Source organism: candidate division WOR-3 bacterium (assembly GCA_039803925.1).
Classification (GTDB): domain Bacteria; phylum Hydrothermota; class Hydrothermia; order Hydrothermales; family JAJRUZ01; genus JBCNVI01.
This window is the reverse complement of the sequence record JBDRZL010000005.1, coordinates 19,308-35,449: the sequence shown is the minus strand read 5'-3', so window position 1 is coordinate 35,449 and position 16,142 is coordinate 19,308. Positions and strand designations below refer to the sequence as shown.

At 32.6% G+C, this 16,142-nt stretch carries 18 protein-coding genes; all 18 read right to left on the bottom strand.

What is annotated here, in order from left to right:
• Positions 1-4: 4 nt before the first annotated feature.
• The 18 genes from ABIN17_03695 to ABIN17_03610 are packed head-to-tail and all read right to left on the bottom strand — an operon-like array spanning position 5 to position 16,141.
• Positions 5-172, bottom strand: coding sequence for a Flp family type IVb pilin (locus ABIN17_03695; GenBank protein ID MEO0284161.1), 168 nt, complete (start codon positions 170-172; stop codon positions 5-7).
• Positions 169-339, bottom strand: a complete 171-nt coding sequence (locus tag ABIN17_03690; protein ID MEO0284160.1) for a Flp family type IVb pilin — start codon at positions 337-339, stop codon at positions 169-171. Before ABIN17_03690 ends, ABIN17_03695 begins: the two co-directional genes overlap by 4 nt.
• A 49-nt stretch (positions 340-388) precedes the next feature.
• Positions 389-559, bottom strand: a complete 171-nt coding sequence (locus tag ABIN17_03685; protein MEO0284159.1) for a hypothetical protein — start codon at positions 557-559, stop codon at positions 389-391.
• Between the two features lie 49 nt (positions 560-608).
• Positions 609-779, bottom strand: coding sequence for a Flp family type IVb pilin (locus ABIN17_03680; protein ID MEO0284158.1), 171 nt, complete (start codon positions 777-779; stop codon positions 609-611).
• 38 nt (positions 780-817) lie between these two features.
• Positions 818-1,315: a hypothetical protein gene (locus tag ABIN17_03675; GenBank protein MEO0284157.1), complete on the bottom strand. Its 498-nt coding sequence runs from the start codon at positions 1,313-1,315 to the stop codon at positions 818-820.
• Between the two features lie 12 nt (positions 1,316-1,327).
• Complete coding sequence (locus tag ABIN17_03670) at positions 1,328-2,086, bottom strand: TadE family protein (GenBank protein ID MEO0284156.1); 759 nt, start codon at positions 2,084-2,086, stop codon at positions 1,328-1,330.
• A 17-nt stretch (positions 2,087-2,103) separates the two neighbouring features.
• Entirely contained in the window at positions 2,104-3,123 is a 1,020-nt protein-coding gene (locus tag ABIN17_03665; GenBank protein ID MEO0284155.1) for a Tad domain-containing protein, read from the bottom strand.
• A gap of 11 nt (positions 3,124-3,134) precedes the next feature.
• Positions 3,135-4,550, bottom strand: coding sequence for a TadE family protein (locus tag ABIN17_03660; GenBank protein MEO0284154.1), 1,416 nt, complete (start codon positions 4,548-4,550; stop codon positions 3,135-3,137).
• A 13-nt stretch (positions 4,551-4,563) separates the two neighbouring features.
• The gene (locus ABIN17_03655) at positions 4,564-4,716 is read right to left on the bottom strand and encodes a hypothetical protein (protein MEO0284153.1); all 153 of its coding nucleotides are present in this window, start codon (positions 4,714-4,716) and stop codon (positions 4,564-4,566) included.
• Positions 4,713-4,886, bottom strand: coding sequence for a hypothetical protein (locus ABIN17_03650; protein MEO0284152.1), 174 nt, complete (start codon positions 4,884-4,886; stop codon positions 4,713-4,715). The genes ABIN17_03655 and ABIN17_03650 overlap by 4 nt, the downstream gene beginning before the upstream one ends.
• Positions 4,887-4,943: 57 nt before the next feature.
• Positions 4,944-6,482, bottom strand: a complete 1,539-nt coding sequence (locus ABIN17_03645) for a hypothetical protein (protein MEO0284151.1) — start codon at positions 6,480-6,482, stop codon at positions 4,944-4,946.
• Positions 6,479-7,606 carry a Flp pilus assembly protein CpaB gene (cpaB, locus tag ABIN17_03640; GenBank protein MEO0284150.1) on the bottom strand — a complete coding sequence of 376 codons (1,128 nt, stop codon included), beginning with the start codon at positions 7,604-7,606 and terminating at the stop codon, positions 6,479-6,481. The genes ABIN17_03645 and cpaB overlap by 4 nt, the downstream gene beginning before the upstream one ends.
• A gap of 3 nt (positions 7,607-7,609) precedes the next feature.
• On the bottom strand, positions 7,610-10,183 hold the full coding sequence (locus ABIN17_03635) for a hypothetical protein (GenBank protein MEO0284149.1): 2,574 nt from the start codon (positions 10,181-10,183) through the stop codon (positions 7,610-7,612).
• Positions 10,180-11,463: a hypothetical protein gene (locus ABIN17_03630; protein ID MEO0284148.1), complete on the bottom strand. Its 1,284-nt coding sequence runs from the start codon at positions 11,461-11,463 to the stop codon at positions 10,180-10,182. Before ABIN17_03630 ends, ABIN17_03635 begins: the two co-directional genes overlap by 4 nt.
• Complete coding sequence (locus ABIN17_03625; protein ID MEO0284147.1) at positions 11,463-12,236, bottom strand: tetratricopeptide repeat protein; 774 nt, start codon at positions 12,234-12,236, stop codon at positions 11,463-11,465. The genes ABIN17_03630 and ABIN17_03625 overlap by 1 nt, the downstream gene beginning before the upstream one ends.
• 1 nt (position 12,237) lies before the next feature.
• A complete protein-coding gene (locus ABIN17_03620; protein ID MEO0284146.1) occupies positions 12,238-13,140 on the bottom strand; it encodes a type II secretion system F family protein in 903 nt (300 codons plus the stop codon).
• Positions 13,137-13,973: a type II secretion system F family protein gene (locus tag ABIN17_03615; protein ID MEO0284145.1), complete on the bottom strand. Its 837-nt coding sequence runs from the start codon at positions 13,971-13,973 to the stop codon at positions 13,137-13,139. Before ABIN17_03615 ends, ABIN17_03620 begins: the two co-directional genes overlap by 4 nt.
• On the bottom strand, positions 13,967-16,141 hold the full coding sequence (locus ABIN17_03610; GenBank protein ID MEO0284144.1) for an ATPase, T2SS/T4P/T4SS family: 2,175 nt from the start codon (positions 16,139-16,141) through the stop codon (positions 13,967-13,969). The genes ABIN17_03615 and ABIN17_03610 overlap by 7 nt, the downstream gene beginning before the upstream one ends.
• Between the last annotated feature and the right edge of the window lies 1 nt (position 16,142).

Sequence of the window (16,142 nt, the reverse complement as noted above, 5' to 3'; positions counted from 1 at the left end):
GTTATTACCCCCCTGCTTTTGTTAATTCATTCCACATATGCTCTATTACCGCATAAGTCACCCTTGAAAGTGCTCTATAAGCTGCAAAAGCATAAAGAGAAATAAGTCCTATAAGCATCGCATATTCAACTGCAGATGCACCTTTTTCTTCCCTTATTAACAACTTCATCATTCAGGTCCAGCAGAGGCTTCTGTCATCTTATTCCACATTTCGTGGATCACCCTCTGAACCTGCTTTCCAAGAGCCTTATAGGCAGCAAATGCAAATAGGGCTATAAGCCCTATTATCATCGCATACTCCACTGCTGTCGCTCCTCTCTCACACCTTAAAAACTTCATCTTAAAACCTCCTATGTTTTTTTGGGATTTGAACCCTAAAATATATCTATTATGGAGGTCCAGCATATATATAAAAAAACTTTGTTGTAAATTCATTTATTAAATCTTCTACTTTTTTAGCAACATAAGCATAAAAAGCAGAGAGACCAGAAATTCCGAGAAGAAATCCATATTCCACACTCGTCCCCGCCCTTTCATCTATCAGAATATTTTTTAGCATAATCATCTTAAAGGGCAGGGGGGATTTGAACCCCATAAATTTTATAAAATTACTCAGGCCCAGCAGAGGCTTCTGTCATCTTATTCCACATTTCGTGGATCACCCTCTGAACCTGCTTTCCAAGAGCCTTATAGGCAGCAAATGCAAATAGGGCTATAAGCCCTATTATCATCGCATACTCCACTGCTGTCGCTCCTCTCTCACACCTTAAAAACTTCATCTTAAAACCTCCTATGTTTTTTTGGGATTTGAACCCATTTAATCAGGTATAACTCTTTGTAAAGTAAAAGTTAAAAAAAGTTTAAAATTATGTTCATTTCCATCTTTTCCATAAAATGTCATAATAGCATTGAGAGGACCTTCAAAATTACCTTTGTTAGGGGCAAATAAATTTTCTACATCATCTGTAACTAAATCAAACTCAGTTGTAACTTCATTGTCAGGTGGAACATAAAGTAAAATACCTTTTCTGTAAGTGGGAAGTGTTTCAACTATAGAATCTCTAATTGGATCTGAACCTGGGTAATAGTAATCAACTCTTGCAGAGTCAATTATTCCGTAAGTTCCACCATAGATCTCTCTGAAAAATAATTTCAATTTTGGATATGTTAACCTTATTTGTCCTGGCGATATTTCATAACTCAGAGTTATAGTCTGAAGATTACTTGATACAACAATTTCAGCTTTTGGATAAAAAGGATTATTAAACTTACAGTTTAACATCATTATTAAAAAAATTAGAATTAATTTTTTCATCATATTCATATTCTACTTAAAGTATGTTGAAATGTCAAATAATGCTTTATATAAGGGTGGTGTTTTTAAAACAACATGGACAAAAGGCATAGGAGCAGGAAATGCACAACTTGCAACAACTTTTCCTTGTTTTAAATCACCTTTAAATCCAACTGATTTGAATATAGGATTTAAAAGATTGAGTATTGATTCTCCAAGTGGGTACTCCACCTTTACCTTAACAACCCATATATCACATGGAATTCTGTATTCTGTGTATCTATACCTTGAATCATCATCAAACTCTCTCTTAAGTTCCTGTCTGACAAGTCCTGAATGGCATCTTGTGCTACAGTTGTTTCCACCTAACATGTCTGTGTAAAGAGCATGAACTGTTGCTCTTCCGTTTTGACCAGGATTTTGAACACTTCCTTCTTTAAAAGGAGGAACAAAAGGAACTGGGAACCAATCAATATTTATTTTTGCCTTATCTGGATTTAAACCATTCCTTTTTAAAACATCTTTAACCCTCTTTTCAACCTCATCTCTTTTACCCTGAGAGAGAGCCATCCATACCCCCATTTTTGCCATACGCTCACCATATACAGGATCAGGATAAACAGCATACTGAGCTCCTGCTCTTGCTGCAAGAGTTACTACCTGCTTCCTATGCAATATCATTCCTAACATAAAAATCCAGGATAAAAGCAAAACAAAAATAGGAAGTATAATCGCAAGTTCTACCAGAAATGTTCCTTTCCTCTTATTTAATTTTATCTTATTACCCTTCATTTTAAAACCCCCTTTATTTAATGATAAGGCCATTGACCCTCAATGGGGTTATTACCTTCTACTCTTATTGTAGGTATAAGCTGTGGAAATGTCCAATATCCGTCTTCCTGAAGTGAGCCTATTAAAGGTATAATATCTGGCAAACCCACTCTTATGTAAAATTCTTTGGGACCCGAAGCAGCATCACTTCTAACAACAAATGGAAAACCTTCAAGAAAACTGAAAGGTTCTTTAATTGCACCAATTTTACCCCAGTTTCTTGAAACAAAAGTCCTCATCAAAAAATTGGAAGGTGGTATAAGGACATAAGCTTCACTGTAAGCTCTACTAAGTTTTTTATTAATTTCAATCTCATCATGCTTATTTCTTATTCTCCTGTGGGGGTTAGGCCCATCAACTTCCTCACCATAATCAACCCTTAAACCAGGTGGAGCCCACCCTGGACCGTTCTTATCAAATCTTAGATTGACCCATCCAATTTCGTTACCTTCAACCTGATTTTCATCATATAAATTAAAGTAACTCATAAACCAAGCAACCCATTTCATTCTATTTCTTGTTACTGGAAAATGATTCTCTGCTTCCTCTTTTATAAAATCTCTGAAAAATATTTTGGAATCATAAGCAGCAAGCATTCTTGTAACAGCAAAATCCTGAATATGAAAAAGAAAATGATAAAGTTTAACAAAGTTTTCCGCAGTTTCATCCGGTAAATCATTAACAAAAAGATCTTTCTTATACCAGGAATAACCTATAAGATATATATATAACCACGGCATACTTAAAGGAAAATCTCTTGATGTTGTTGTAACTGCAATTCTTCTGAAAAGATCCGCTGTCATATAATGAGTTGTTGCTATATTCCTTAAATTGGAAAGAACAGTTTGAGCTCCCATTGCTGAAGCATCAGCCGCATTCTGTGCCCTCATCTTTGCAATTGTCATTCTTCCCATTTCATAAACATAACCCATAACAGCAAAAACTATCAACATGAAAAAAATACCAAAAACTAAAATTGCACCTTTTCTTTTCTTCATATCACACCTCCTTATTGTTTTTCTGTGCCATCCCACTCATCCCATGGGCTTTCATACCATAAACAATCCCACTTTGTCCCCCATCCCCTTAAATCATCCTTAAAAGGAAGAGATTTTCCGTGATCAGGATGATCTACCATAAAACCTTCAACCATATATATCCATTCAATCTCATTAAAAGTAGCTACATAAAAAGCAGCATCATAAAGTCTCCTTGTCCCTTTCCAGTCCCAGGGTGAGCCGGTTCCCCTGTAATTTGCAAACCATCCATTAAAAATTGTAAATTGAAAATCATCACCAACTCCTGCTCCAGGGATACATCCCCATGGAGTACGAATCGGATCCCAACAGGCATCAGCATATGCTGTTCCCCACCCTGAAATATAATTGTCCTCATCTTTGTAATACTCTCCCCATGGATCTGAAAACCACTGATTACCCATTCCTATATAGTAAATTCCTGTAACAAGGTCAGCACAACCTACAGGTGTCCACCATAATGCCTCATACCTTGGCCAGAAACCAAACCATCCTGGTATAGCATATCCCTGAGAATAAAAATATTCCAGGAAATCTCCCCTGTAAGGATGAGCATCACTACCCTTATTTATATTATTACCATGACCAAATCCAGTAATTGCCCTTGACCAGTAAGGTTTATTCTCAGGATAAAAAGTCAAAAAGGGAGAAAAAGATGGTCCTATTAACATTGCTTCAACAAAATAATACTGGTCAATTAAAGCTTGATTTCCTGTTCTATCTTTCTCCGGATTTTTGTTTCTCAGAATTCCATAAGGTGGATACCATGTTCCAAGATGAAAAGGATCATTAGGTTCATCCTTTCCACCAACCTTGACTTCTGCTTCACCTCCACCACCATATTCCCCAAAAGGTCCCCACCCAGGATTCCACCTCTCATACCTATTATTCTCACACCTTATAAAAGCCCTTAAATACCTATCATAAGTTAAAATTCCAGCTTCCTTTTCATCTTCCATATCTGAAGAATTCCATAAAGCAGGATAATACGTGCTATAACCTTTATATTTATAAGGAAATTCTTTATTCTGAAAATGACCTTTCGGAAGTCTTGAATAACCTACAAAAACTAATGAATCCACATTAACAAAAGGAATCAAGGGGTGAAAGGTTCTTCTAACAACTAAAGAATATTCATCTCCTTCATCCTTTAACTCAAATTTAGCATCTTTTATGTGTGTTGAAATAGATTGAAGTGCCTTTCTAACAGCAGTTGTATCACCTTTATTTACAATAGCAACCCTATTTGCCTGAAAGGATGCATAAGTAATCTGAATTCTCCTCAAAGCAAATCTTGCAGTTTCAATGGCACCAAGAGTGAGCATCAAAAATAAAGCCATACCAATTGCTGCCTCTACCATTACCTGACCTCTTCTTTTTTTACTCATATTCAGACCTCCTTTACCATAATAAAACATATAAAAGCTTCATTACAACAAGTCTTAAAACAAAACCTAACATTTTCCAGGCCAAATAAGAAAATAGGGCAATCACTCCTATAATAAGAGCATACTCGATAGCAACAGCACCTTCTTCCCTTTTTACGATTTTCATGGTTTTAATGAGTAAAAAAAATTATACCATTTATAAAGGAGATCACTTCCGAGGAGGAAAAGAGCATAATTTAATAGAAAAATACCAAGAAATCCAAAAATTCCAATTAAGACCGCATATTCAACTGCGGCCTCACCCTTTTCGTTATATATTAATTTTATTACCTTCATTTTTACCTCCCACTATCTTACCCTCAATATAATTATAAATTTAAAGGGGTATTTTTGTCAAGGGTATGTGGAAAACTTTTTATACCCATATATAGCTAAAAATTTTTTCAATTTTAATTTTTCTCTCTCTTCAATATTATCACTCAATTCATAAAGAAATTTAAGTATATTTTCACTTTCAACTCTTGGATTTAAAACAGAGAGTGCTGTCATGTATAAAAGGGAATAATCTTTTTCTTTCAAGAATCTTTCCTTTTCCAGTTTCCAGAAATCTACCCTATTATCTATTGATCTATAGTGAGGAGGGGCTGAAATATATTTAATCTGTGAAATTTCAAGAAAAATATCAAAATCCATAAAATCCCCATTTAAAAAAGATAACTCTGATAATTTAAAGTAATCGTAGAATTCTTTTTTGGAAATCTTTGATAAAAGATTAATTGCTTTAGAGTATTTTTTCTCTTTCTTATAGAAATCCGCTGATAATCTGAAAATATGATTTTTAAAATCAGGAAAAGGAATTTTACTTCCGAGAGCAAAGAAAGTAAGTCCTATAATTAAAGAATAAGTTAAAAACAAAAAGTTATATAAGAAGGGGTAATTTCTGTAAACATAAAAACATAATGAAAAAACAAAAAAAGCAACTATTGTAGCTGAAGATTGGATAGAAATCAAGAGAAAGGATAGGACTAAAGGTAAAATGTACAATTTTTCTCTATTAAAGGATATATATAAAAAAAATACCGAAAGAGTTTGTAATATAATATAAAGGATATTACCAGGCAAAAAGAGAAATCTCGGAACAAATTCACTAATTTTAATAGAATATAAAACAATTACTAAAAGAGTTATAAAAGGAAATATAAAGGAAAAAATATTTACTCTTTCTGGAAAATATTCTTTAAAAGCAAAAAAAGAAAGAACTAAGATTATTATTATAAAAAAAAGATTTGGAATTGTAGGCTTTGCAATAAAAATCGGAGTAACAAGTGAATAATAATATAGTTCTTCTATAGCAAAAATTGAGCTCAAAAGAAGAGGGAAAAAAGGAAAGATAAAAAAATTTAAAATCGGTATAATCTTTTTTTTTATTCCACTTAATCTAAAAAAAAGATAAATAGAAAGAAAAAAATCAATAATTAAAACTTCAATTTTAATTCCTGGTGTTGCACCAAAGGTTACTGTGAAAGGTGAAGTAAAGAGAGAAAAATATATAGTAGGTATTTGTGAGGTTTTTGTTAAATAGCTCAAAACAAAACCTTTTCCACCTGATAGTATAAAATCAACAAAAGGGGGTAAAATTATAATAAAAAAACCATAACATATAAGTTTAAATATAAATTCTTTTTCAAAAAAAAACCTTAAATAAATATAAATTAAAATGAAAAGTGCTATAAAAAAGAGGTAAAAATGTAAAATAAAATCAAATTTATTTTCAACAGCATGTGCAGATTCTAATAAAGTTTCAAAGAAAAATCTTAAACCTATAAAGGATAAAAAAGTTAAAAAGGCTTCAGTTTTTGATTTCCTTTTTACAAAATATTCGAATCTTTTAACTATTTTTTCAGGACTTATTTTTTTAATATATTTTATCAAAAACAGGTATCGCAGGGAACCTGTAAATTAGCAGGGACTTTAACACCTGCCTGCTTTAAAACATTTTCTATTCCCTTCATATAAGAACCCATAAAAGTTTCCATAATTTGACCAGGTTCAAATCCTTTTCTTCTTCCTTCTCCCCAAGGTTTTTGTTCAACTACTTCACTTCCTCTTAGTTTTACTTGTTCCAAATCTGTTCTCTTATATATATTTATATAAGAATAAGGAGAAACCTCTGGAGTTGGTGCTGCCTTCGCAACTTTTTTAGGTTTTGGTTTTGGATTATATTTTTCTAAGATATCAAATACAGTTAAGGGTTTTTCTATTATTGTATCCTCACCTGGTAGTTTTATCTCTCTCACAGACCTTAAAACAAGTCTTATATCTGAAATTTTCTCAAGAAGAGAAAGCTCTTTTACAATTTCCTTTGGGACCGCAAGTGTAACTGAAGTTACCCTCTCTAATTCTTGTGTTTCTGGCATTCCCATAAAACCTGTCTTTTTCTCTGTAACTGTTGGTGGCAAAGCAAGGAGTGATCTTCCAACTGCAAGTACTCTAACTGCCTTATATGTAATTGTTGCAAAGGAAGAATAAGGTCCTCTTACCCTGTAAAGTTGAGGACTTCTTAAATATCTTTCAAGCTCCTGTTCTGGAATATATCTCCTTAAATCTTCAAGAGAAAAGGTTGCTACTACATCTACTTCATCTCCAGGAAGTATTAACCCTCCGACTCCTGAAACCTCATCCACATGAATTGTTATAGCTCTAAAACCTTCGGGAACAAAGGAAGAAAGAACAGTCCATGTCTGTAATGGTAAAAGCAAATTTTTTGTTATCTGTTCCCCCTTTCTTATATCAGTTATTGCAACCATACCTATAATCTCTCCTATATCTGAAACTGCAAGTGGTTCTATAAAAGGTTTAGGAATTTCTCTGTATTCTACAAGATCTTCTGAGATAATTGTTCTTGCGCTTATATCTTTTTTTGCTACAAGAACTCTCTCAGGGGCACCTTTCATTAGAGTCTTCCTTTCTACATCCTGAATATAACTTATTAATAAAAGTGCAGCTATCCCTGCCAGGGATAAAGCTATTAAAAGTCTCCTTACATTAGGTCTCATTTTTTACCTCCTTTTATATATTTCAAGCCCATAAGTATCAGAAATTAAATAATAATCCTCCATTTTATTTACATCTTGGGCATTTCCGGGAGTATCTATATGATTTAAATAAATTAAATCTCCATCTTCTTTTAGTTTATACTCAATAATACCATAAGCACCACATATTGCAAATACTCTATCATCGAGAATTTTTAATCTAAATACAGGAAAACCAGGATTTATTATTTTTTTCAATCTCGGAAAGTGAGGCACACTTAAATCAATTATTCCTATACCTTCATCCCCAAAAGAGGCATAAACATAGTTTCCAAATGATTCAAGATCAAGCACAGGAAATTTAAACTCAGAAAATTCTGAAATCTTTGAAAAAACACCTCCACGCATATCATAAACCTTTACAATGCCCGTTCTATCTCCAGCAACCAGAAAAGTATTATTAACTACATCAATTGAAAGAACATCACCCTTAATCCTTGTAAAAAACTTAGGTTTTTTATTAGAGAGAAGTTCAAAAACCTCTATTCCTCCTTCAAGGTTAGCACAGATTAAAAACCTCTGAGAAATCAGAATATCATAAGTTACCCCCTCTGAAGGTATGTGATAAAAGAAGAGTTCAGGAGAATAAATATTTGTTAAATCAATTCCTATTAAACCCGAAGAACCTCCAGCAATATATAGGACATTATCTTCTTTCAAAGGCACCGCTCTGTAAAGTTCTCCGTAAGTTAAATAATATGAGATTTCTGTTGGTGCTTCAAATCTATAGAATCTGTAAGTTTCTATAAATCTTTCTTCCCCAACATAAATACCTGATTCAGAAAAATCAAGTGATCTTATACCTTTCTTCGTTCTTATACTATTTACAAACTCAGGAACATCCTTCCCAACATTATATATGAAAATTCTATCGCTTCCACCATAGATAAATAAATAAGGATATTTCATTTTTAAATAATAAACTGGCTCAGGTAAATCAAAACTGAACTTCAAATTTTTTGCGGGTATTGAGTAAACTTTTATTTTATTAGTTGCATCGGCAACATATATTTCGTTTTTACCAACAACAAAATCAGTAACAGGAACTTTTATAGAAAAAAGAAAACTCATATTTTGAAGTGTCTCTTCAAATTTGTAAATCTTACCAGTCATATCACATATAAAAACCTCTCTACCTCTTAAGGTGTATAAGTATGGAGAGATGTCCATTTTGTGCTCTATGATTTTACCATCATAATCATAAATAAAAAGACCATTTTCCTGAAGACTTGCAAATTTTTTACCAATCTGAATTAACTTTAAAGTTTTCGCATCTGTCTTAATATTAAAAGTTTCAGATAGTTTTCCATCTTTATATTCAAGACCAATAATACCCTTCTCAGTAGCAACAAAAATTTTATTTTCAATGTCTATACAATCATTAATAAAACCCTCTATTGGGAGAAACCCTTTTATCTCATTTATTCTATCAGCATTTAAAATCCATATTCCACCTTCCCTTATAACTGCTATTATCAAATCTTTAAATTTTAAAATCTTCACAAAAGTTCCAAAAAGCTCAGTTTCTTCTTCTTTTTGAGGATCGTGGGGAGAAAAGAAAGATATAAATCTTACTCCAAGAAGAGGATCAAGAAGATAAAGCACTTCCTTTGTCATTACATTGGCAGATACAAGGGAACCAAAACCACCAAGAGTTTTGATTTCTTCCAGATCTGGTAATCTTAAAACAGAAATACCAGCTCTTCCAACCGAAGCCATAAGTATATTACCAATAGCAACAAAATCATTAATCTGACCAACCAATTGGGCTGTTGAAATAATATTCAAATCAGGGTAACTAAGTAGATATAACCTTCCATCCTCTGTTCCCACAAAAACCTGGGAACCATAGATCTGAAGGCCTGTAATTACATAGGTTGGAATAATTTCCTTTACTATTTCTATAAAAGGTTTTGAAAACTTTCCAAGGTAAAATCCTCCTTCCTTTTTACCAAATAAAATGATGGTATCAAGAACTAAAAATTTTGTAAGCTTTGATGGAGATACATATTCTTCACCTATGGTTATGTTACCTTCTTTCAAAAATTTAATCTGAGATAAAATTGAGTCAGAAACAAGTGCTACTAATCCCTGTGGAGCAATTTGAATTGAATTTAGAGGCCCATTTAACTTAATTTTCCCTTTTCCCTTTAAATTAAATCCATTTACTTCGTATATTTCAATAAAACCATCAGATGTCCCGACATATAAGTAAGGAGGAATTGAAATAATTGAATTTGCATTTTTAACTTTGAATGTATTTTTCTTAACTCTCTCTTTTAAAGAATAAACTATAATTCCTTCCTGTGAATCAAGAATATAAAGATTATTACCTGAGATTGCAAGATCCAGGGATATTCCCTGTGTTGGTATTTCATATTCGGTAAAAGGATCCTGTGGTTTTTCTACATTTATAATAGCAACACCCCTCTGAGAGACCTCGTATACATATTTTCCAGAATGAAAAGACTTTATATAATCTCCTCCTACAAGTGTTGAAATAGTTTGGGACAAAAGAAAAAGGACAAATAAATTCATCCCTCTACCTCCTTTATTTTCTTTAAGAATAAAAGCAAAATGCCTTCTTTAATTTTACTTTCTTCATACAAAAATTTAAAATTTTCAATAACTTTTTTAATATCCTCTTCATCCCTTATATCTTTAATTTTTTCAATAAGTTCATTAAATCTAAACCATCTGTAAAAATTACCAGTAACTAAAATTAAAAAGTCTTCTCTTTCAGTTTCAAAATACTTTACTTCTGATACTCTGTTTGAAAAATCATAAAATTTAGCAGGTTCATAGATTGGAATTAATTCACTTTCTCTTTTTCTATAAAGAATATGGTCACCAAAACTTGCTCCTCTTATCTTTCCTTTTTCTTCATCAAAAAATAAAAGAGAACCCTCAACAATTCCTTCATTTATCATAAGCTTTGAAAATTCATCCTGTAAATTTTTCAAAACAACAAAAGGGTCCTCCTCTGTGAAAAGGTATTTATCGAGAAAAGAATTTATAAAGGGAAATAAAATTGACCAAGTATAACCACCACTTATTATCTGGAAACTAAAGATTCCCCATCTTTCAGGAGAAATTCTAAAAACTTTATAAAAAATATTTGGTATTTCTCCTTTTTCATAAAAAGGATAAAGGGACCATCCCTCTGGTTTATATCCACCAGATTCAGGAATATGATAAGAAAGGAAATCAGAATATTTGGGTTCATAAATTATTTTCCTTCTCTCAACTGGAGTGGAAATAAAAACAAGTATTGCAGATAAAAAGAGGAAAAGTGCAGATAGTGCTACAACAAAAAGAAAAAGAATCCTCCTTAAAGAATCTCTTCCCTCTCTTAAAGATCTTGGTTTTAATGTAAAGTATATATACCCTAAAGTATCACCAAGGGTGCTTAAAGTGGGCTTAAATATATATACTTTATCATTCCTTATTGAAAAACCAACCCCTTTTAAATCAAAGGGAGCTTCATCAGGAAATTTAAATTTGCTCAAAATATAGTCGGTATTTGTATGGGCAATTATAGTATTTTCTCTATCAATTATTGAAATTTCTTCAATATCTCTATTTTCCCTTTTCATACGAGACACAATGTAACTTAAACTTATCTCATCTCCTGTTTCCCAGGGAATTTTTATACTTTCCACAAGACTACTAAAAACTGCATTGGAAAAATTTTCCGCATCACTTGTTAGCCATCTATTTGTTTCATTTAAAACCCACCTTCCAAAGAAATATAATAAAACTACTAAAGAAATTACAGATATAAAAAGCCCTGTAATAATAAAGTTTTTTCTTTCCATTATCTTCTCCCCCTTAATCTTTCTTCTATTACTGCAAGATTTCTCCTTACTTTTGTATTTTGAGGATCAATTTTGAGTATCTCTCTAAAAATTTCCCTTGCTTCTTCTAATTTTCCCTCACTGTAAAGTGTAACACCTCTTTTATAAAGTTCCTGAACTTTTGCCTGAACATCTTCTTCCACCTTAATAGCCTTTTCAGCTTCAACAGGTTTTTCAACAGGTTTTTTCACTACCTCCCTTCTTTCAACTACGAGGGGTCTTTTTTCCTCAACCTTCGGTATTTTACTAAAGTAATAATTTATTTTTTCATCAATTTCAGGATAACTGGGATAAATATTTTTAATCTCCAGTGCATACCTGTGGGCTGCTTGATAATCTTTTTTCCTTTCAGTATCTATTAAAAGGGAATAAAGTTTTCTTAGAGTATCAACTGTCCATAAGCATCTTTGATAAAAAGTAACTACTTCTGGCTCAAAATAAAATTTATCGTATAAAATTTTTGATAAATATAAAGCTGAATCAAGCTCTCCATTTCTATACTTTGATAAAGCCTTTTCCAAAATTTCTTTATCCATTTTCAGGAAATTTTTTTCAATATATTTATTTGCACTGAATAAGAGTTTTTCTCTTAATTTTTTATCTTCAGGTTTTTTAAAAATCAAATCAGAATACTCCATTACAGCATTTTTATAATCCGCAAGCTTTATGTAAAGATCAGCCCTTTCCTCAGGGCTCTGATTTGTGAGTATTATAAAAAATAAAAAACCTTTCATTTTACATACCTCCTCCGAATAGATAATATAAAACAAAAGGGCCAAAAATTATAATAAATATGGTAGGTAAAATTAAAAGTATAGTGGGTATTACTATAAGAACAGGGGTTTTTGCAGCTCTTTCTTCTGCTTGATCCCATCTCTTCCTTCTAACTTCATCAGCAAGAGAAGCTAATGTCTGGGTTATTGGGGCACCAAGCTCTTCTCCATGGGCTATTGTAATTGCAACAAGTGTAAGATCCGGATGTTGAGTTCTATCAGCAAGGGCTCTCAAAGCATCAGTCCTTTTTTTACCCAATCTAAGCTCAGAGAGCATTAAGGCAAATTCTTCTCTCAGTGGACATGGGTGCATAGCCTCTGTCACATACTGGAAAGCTGCATTGAATCCCAGGCCTGCTTGTACTGCGGTGTTTAATTGGTCCAATGCATCACCCAAATCTTTTTGTATTAAATAATGTCTCCTTTTTATCTCCTGATTTAAACTAAAATCCTTATAAAAAAATCCCGCAAAAAGAACTACAAATCCCATAATAAGACTAAAAGAAAAAGGTGCATTAAAAATAAGTATCATTATTATAATTGAAACAATGTAAAATACAAAACCACTTATTACTTTTTCCATAAGAACTGCTTCTACTGATTTACCTCTTTCTCCAGCCATTTCCATTTTCTTTTCAAGAGAATTTAAATAATCTTCTGGTAAATATTTTTTTAAAATCTTAACGATTATCTCAGCAAAGGGAGCCAGGTAGGCAATAATTTTTGAGGCAATTTCAATTCTAACCCTCCTTCTCCTTAATCTCTCGAGACGTGAAGATAAAGCCACTTCTTCAGGTGAAGGAATAAAAGCGAGAACAAGGTAATAAAAAGCAATAAAAGATAATATAAAAATTAAAAGTATCATATTTCTATAGTAATTATTTTTCTTATCCAAAGGGCTGCCATTAAATCAAGGAAGGCTGCAATAAAAAGCATTAGAATACCTATCGGTTCTTCAAGCATAGGGGCAAAAAGGTCTGGTTGTGTTATTCTTAATAAAATTAACAAAAAAAGGGGTAAAAGAGTAAGGACTATAGCTGATAACCTTCCTTCAGCAGTAAGTGTATCTATCCTTCTCTTCAATCTTCTTCTTGCCTTTATTGTATCTGCTATACCTGAAAGAACATCCACAAGAGAACCACCTGTTTTCCTCTGCAAAATTACCGCACTTGTAAATATTTTAAGTTCTCTGGAAGGAATCCTTTCTTCCAGATGATGAAGAGCTTCTTCAAGAGGTACTCCAAGAGAGACCTCATCAAGAACCCTTTTAAATTCTGTTTTCATTGGGGGAGGCATCTGCTGAACCACTATCCTCAAACAGTGATTAAAACCAAGACCAGCCCTCAATCCACTCACAATTAATCTCATCCCTTCCTCCAGTTGGTCATTAAATTTCTCTATCCATTTATTTCTTATCGTATAAGCATACTGAGGAAAGAAAATTATTATAAGAACTGTAAATAAAAGAATGACAAAAATTTTAGTTGCTAAAGTTTTACCTAGAAAGAGATATGTAATAATGGAAAGACCAAATAAAAGTCTGAGTTCGAGTAAAATAAAATTTTTAACAGGAAAATCAGCAGGATCCAGTTTTTGCTGAATATTCCTTATATAATAGATAAAAAATTCTTCAAGAAAAATTATTAAAATATAAATAGCACCTATAATTGTAAGGATAATCAAAATTAAAGTCACCATGATTCCTCTTTCCTCCCTTTATAGTATATACTCTGATCAATTTTAACACCCTTAATTTCAAACTCTTCGTGAACTTTTGGTCTTATTCCAGTCCCCATAAATTCACCTATTATCTCACCTTTTTCGGAGACTCCCTTCTGTTTAAAAATAAATATATCCTGCATTGTTATTATATCTCCCTCAATTCCTGTAATCTCTGATATTTTTGTAACCCTCCTTTTTCCATCTCTCATTCTTTCCACAAAAACTATAAAATCAATAGCTGAGGCTATGTAATTTCTTATTGCTGAAACAGGAAGCTCAGTTCCAGCCATTAAAACCATTGTCTCAAGCCTGTATAATGTATCCCGAGGGGAGTTAGCGTGCACCGTTGTAAGAGAGCCTTCATGACCTGTGTTCATAGCCTGGAGCATATCAAGAGCTTCTCCCCCTCTACACTCACCAACTATTATCCTATCGGGTCTCATTCTTAAAGCATTTCTAACAAGATCTCTTATTGTAATTTCTCCTCTTCCCTCTATGTTGGGTGGTCTTGCTTCAAGTCTTACTATATGAGGTTGCTGCAATCTTAGCTCAGCAGTATCCTCAATTGTAACTATCCTTTCATCCTCAGGAATGAATGAAGATAAAACATTTAAAAGGGTTGTTTTACCTGAACCAGTTCCACCTGCCACAACTATATTTTTCTTTACATAGACACAAGCCTTTAAAAAATCAACCATAAAATCTGCTATTGAACCAAAATTAACAAGATCCTGATAGGTGAAAGGTTCTTTCCTGAATTTTCTTATAGTTATCGTAGGACTGTCAATAGAAACAGGGGGAAGTGTTATATTTACTCTTGAACCATCTGGTAATCTTGCATCACATAGAGGAGAAGCCTCATCAACTCTTCTTCCAATTGGTGCAACAATTCTTTCTATCACCATCCTCAGTTGAGTTTCATTGAAAAAGCTTCTATCAGTCAGATAAATTTTTCCTCCTTTTTCTATGTAAATCTTATTAGGAGCATTAACCATAATTTCAGTAACCTCAGGATCAGCGAGAAGATCTTCAAGTGGGCCAAGTCCGAGTATTTCTTTTATCATATCCTCCACAAATTTTTTTCTAACTTCCTGAGATGGTAAAGGAATATTAAATTCATCTAATTTTTCTACTATTAACTTTTCCACCTTTTTTCTAATTTCTTCTCTATATGTAGCACTTTCTACTGTTGCTGTAAGTTCACCAGATAATGTCATTTCTTTAACAATATGTCCATGGATTAACTTTTTTACTTCATAGGGAACCTCTTCTACAACTTCTTCCACCAAAACACTTTCACCTGGTTTTGATTCAGTCACTACTTCTGCTACTTTTTTTTCATCCCTATCCTCTTTTTTCCTTCTTCTAAAAATACCACTTAAAAAGTCTCTTTTTACCTCCTTTCTTTTTTCCATAAAATCTTCTCTTCTTAATTCACCTAAAATAAAAGCTGATATCTCTTTAATTTTCTCTTTAAAAACCTGAGAAATTTTTTCTTTTCCCGTATCAAAACCAAACTCTGTTACACTCAAAATTGATTCATCTTCTGGCAAAAGAAAGAGAATCTCTTTTTCCAAAATCTTTTCTATTTCTTCCAAGGAAATTCCATCTTCATTAAAGAAGTTTATTACATATTCTATCTTCTGGGGAGGATAATACCTTAATCTGAAAATTTCCCTTAAATTCTTTGACTTTGCAAGTGATAGAAAATCATTCTTCATCACAACAAAAATAAGATCCACAATATCAAGAATATTCAAAATTTTTTCATCAATGGTGTGCCCGCAATCAAAGAGCACATAATCATAATCAGGTTCAATTCTCTTTAATAAGGGACCTATAAAATCATATTCTTTATCCCATATTTCACCAGTTTTAGAAAATATCATATGGAGTTTTGAAGGATAAGAAGAATAGCCATATATAAATTCACCTTTAAACTTTTTCTCCTTTTTGAAACTATCAAGGGCTTCTTTAAAACTCTTCTTTGAATCTGATCCGAAAATGTAGGGGAGATCCCCGTGATTTTCTGCCTCAATTAAAAGTACACTCTTTTTTTTCAGAGAGATTTCATAGGATAAAAGTGATGATAAAACAGATACACCTACACCTCCCTTTGCACCTATCAAAGCATATTTCTTCATA

Coding starts and splice junctions, on each gene's coding strand:
- ABIN17_03695 (MEO0284161.1), bottom strand. CDS start 172: ATGATGAAGTTGTTAATAAGGGAAGAAAAAGGTGCATCTGCAGTTGAA.
- ABIN17_03690 (MEO0284160.1), bottom strand. CDS start 339: ATGAAGTTTTTAAGGTGTGAGAGAGGAGCGACAGCAGTGGAGTATGCG.
- ABIN17_03685 (MEO0284159.1), bottom strand. CDS start 559: ATGCTAAAAAATATTCTGATAGATGAAAGGGCGGGGACGAGTGTGGAA.
- ABIN17_03680 (MEO0284158.1), bottom strand. CDS start 779: ATGAAGTTTTTAAGGTGTGAGAGAGGAGCGACAGCAGTGGAGTATGCG.
- ABIN17_03675 (MEO0284157.1), bottom strand. CDS start 1,315: ATGAAAAAATTAATTCTAATTTTTTTAATAATGATGTTAAACTGTAAG.
- ABIN17_03670 (MEO0284156.1), bottom strand. CDS start 2,086: ATGAAGGGTAATAAGATAAAATTAAATAAGAGGAAAGGAACATTTCTG.
- ABIN17_03665 (MEO0284155.1), bottom strand. CDS start 3,123: ATGAAGAAAAGAAAAGGTGCAATTTTAGTTTTTGGTATTTTTTTCATG.
- ABIN17_03660 (MEO0284154.1), bottom strand. CDS start 4,550: ATGAGTAAAAAAAGAAGAGGTCAGGTAATGGTAGAGGCAGCAATTGGT.
- ABIN17_03655 (MEO0284153.1), bottom strand. CDS start 4,716: ATGAAAATCGTAAAAAGGGAAGAAGGTGCTGTTGCTATCGAGTATGCT.
- ABIN17_03650 (MEO0284152.1), bottom strand. CDS start 4,886: ATGAAGGTAATAAAATTAATATATAACGAAAAGGGTGAGGCCGCAGTT.
- cpaB (MEO0284150.1), bottom strand. CDS start 7,606: ATGAGACCTAATGTAAGGAGACTTTTAATAGCTTTATCCCTGGCAGGG.
- ABIN17_03635 (MEO0284149.1), bottom strand. CDS start 10,183: ATGAATTTATTTGTCCTTTTTCTTTTGTCCCAAACTATTTCAACACTT.
- ABIN17_03630 (MEO0284148.1), bottom strand. CDS start 11,463: ATGGAAAGAAAAAACTTTATTATTACAGGGCTTTTTATATCTGTAATT.
- ABIN17_03625 (MEO0284147.1), bottom strand. CDS start 12,236: ATGAAAGGTTTTTTATTTTTTATAATACTCACAAATCAGAGCCCTGAG.
- ABIN17_03620 (MEO0284146.1), bottom strand. CDS start 13,140: ATGATACTTTTAATTTTTATATTATCTTTTATTGCTTTTTATTACCTT.
- ABIN17_03615 (MEO0284145.1), bottom strand. CDS start 13,973: ATGGTGACTTTAATTTTGATTATCCTTACAATTATAGGTGCTATTTAT.
- ABIN17_03610 (MEO0284144.1), bottom strand. CDS start 16,141: ATGAAGAAATATGCTTTGATAGGTGCAAAGGGAGGTGTAGGTGTATCT.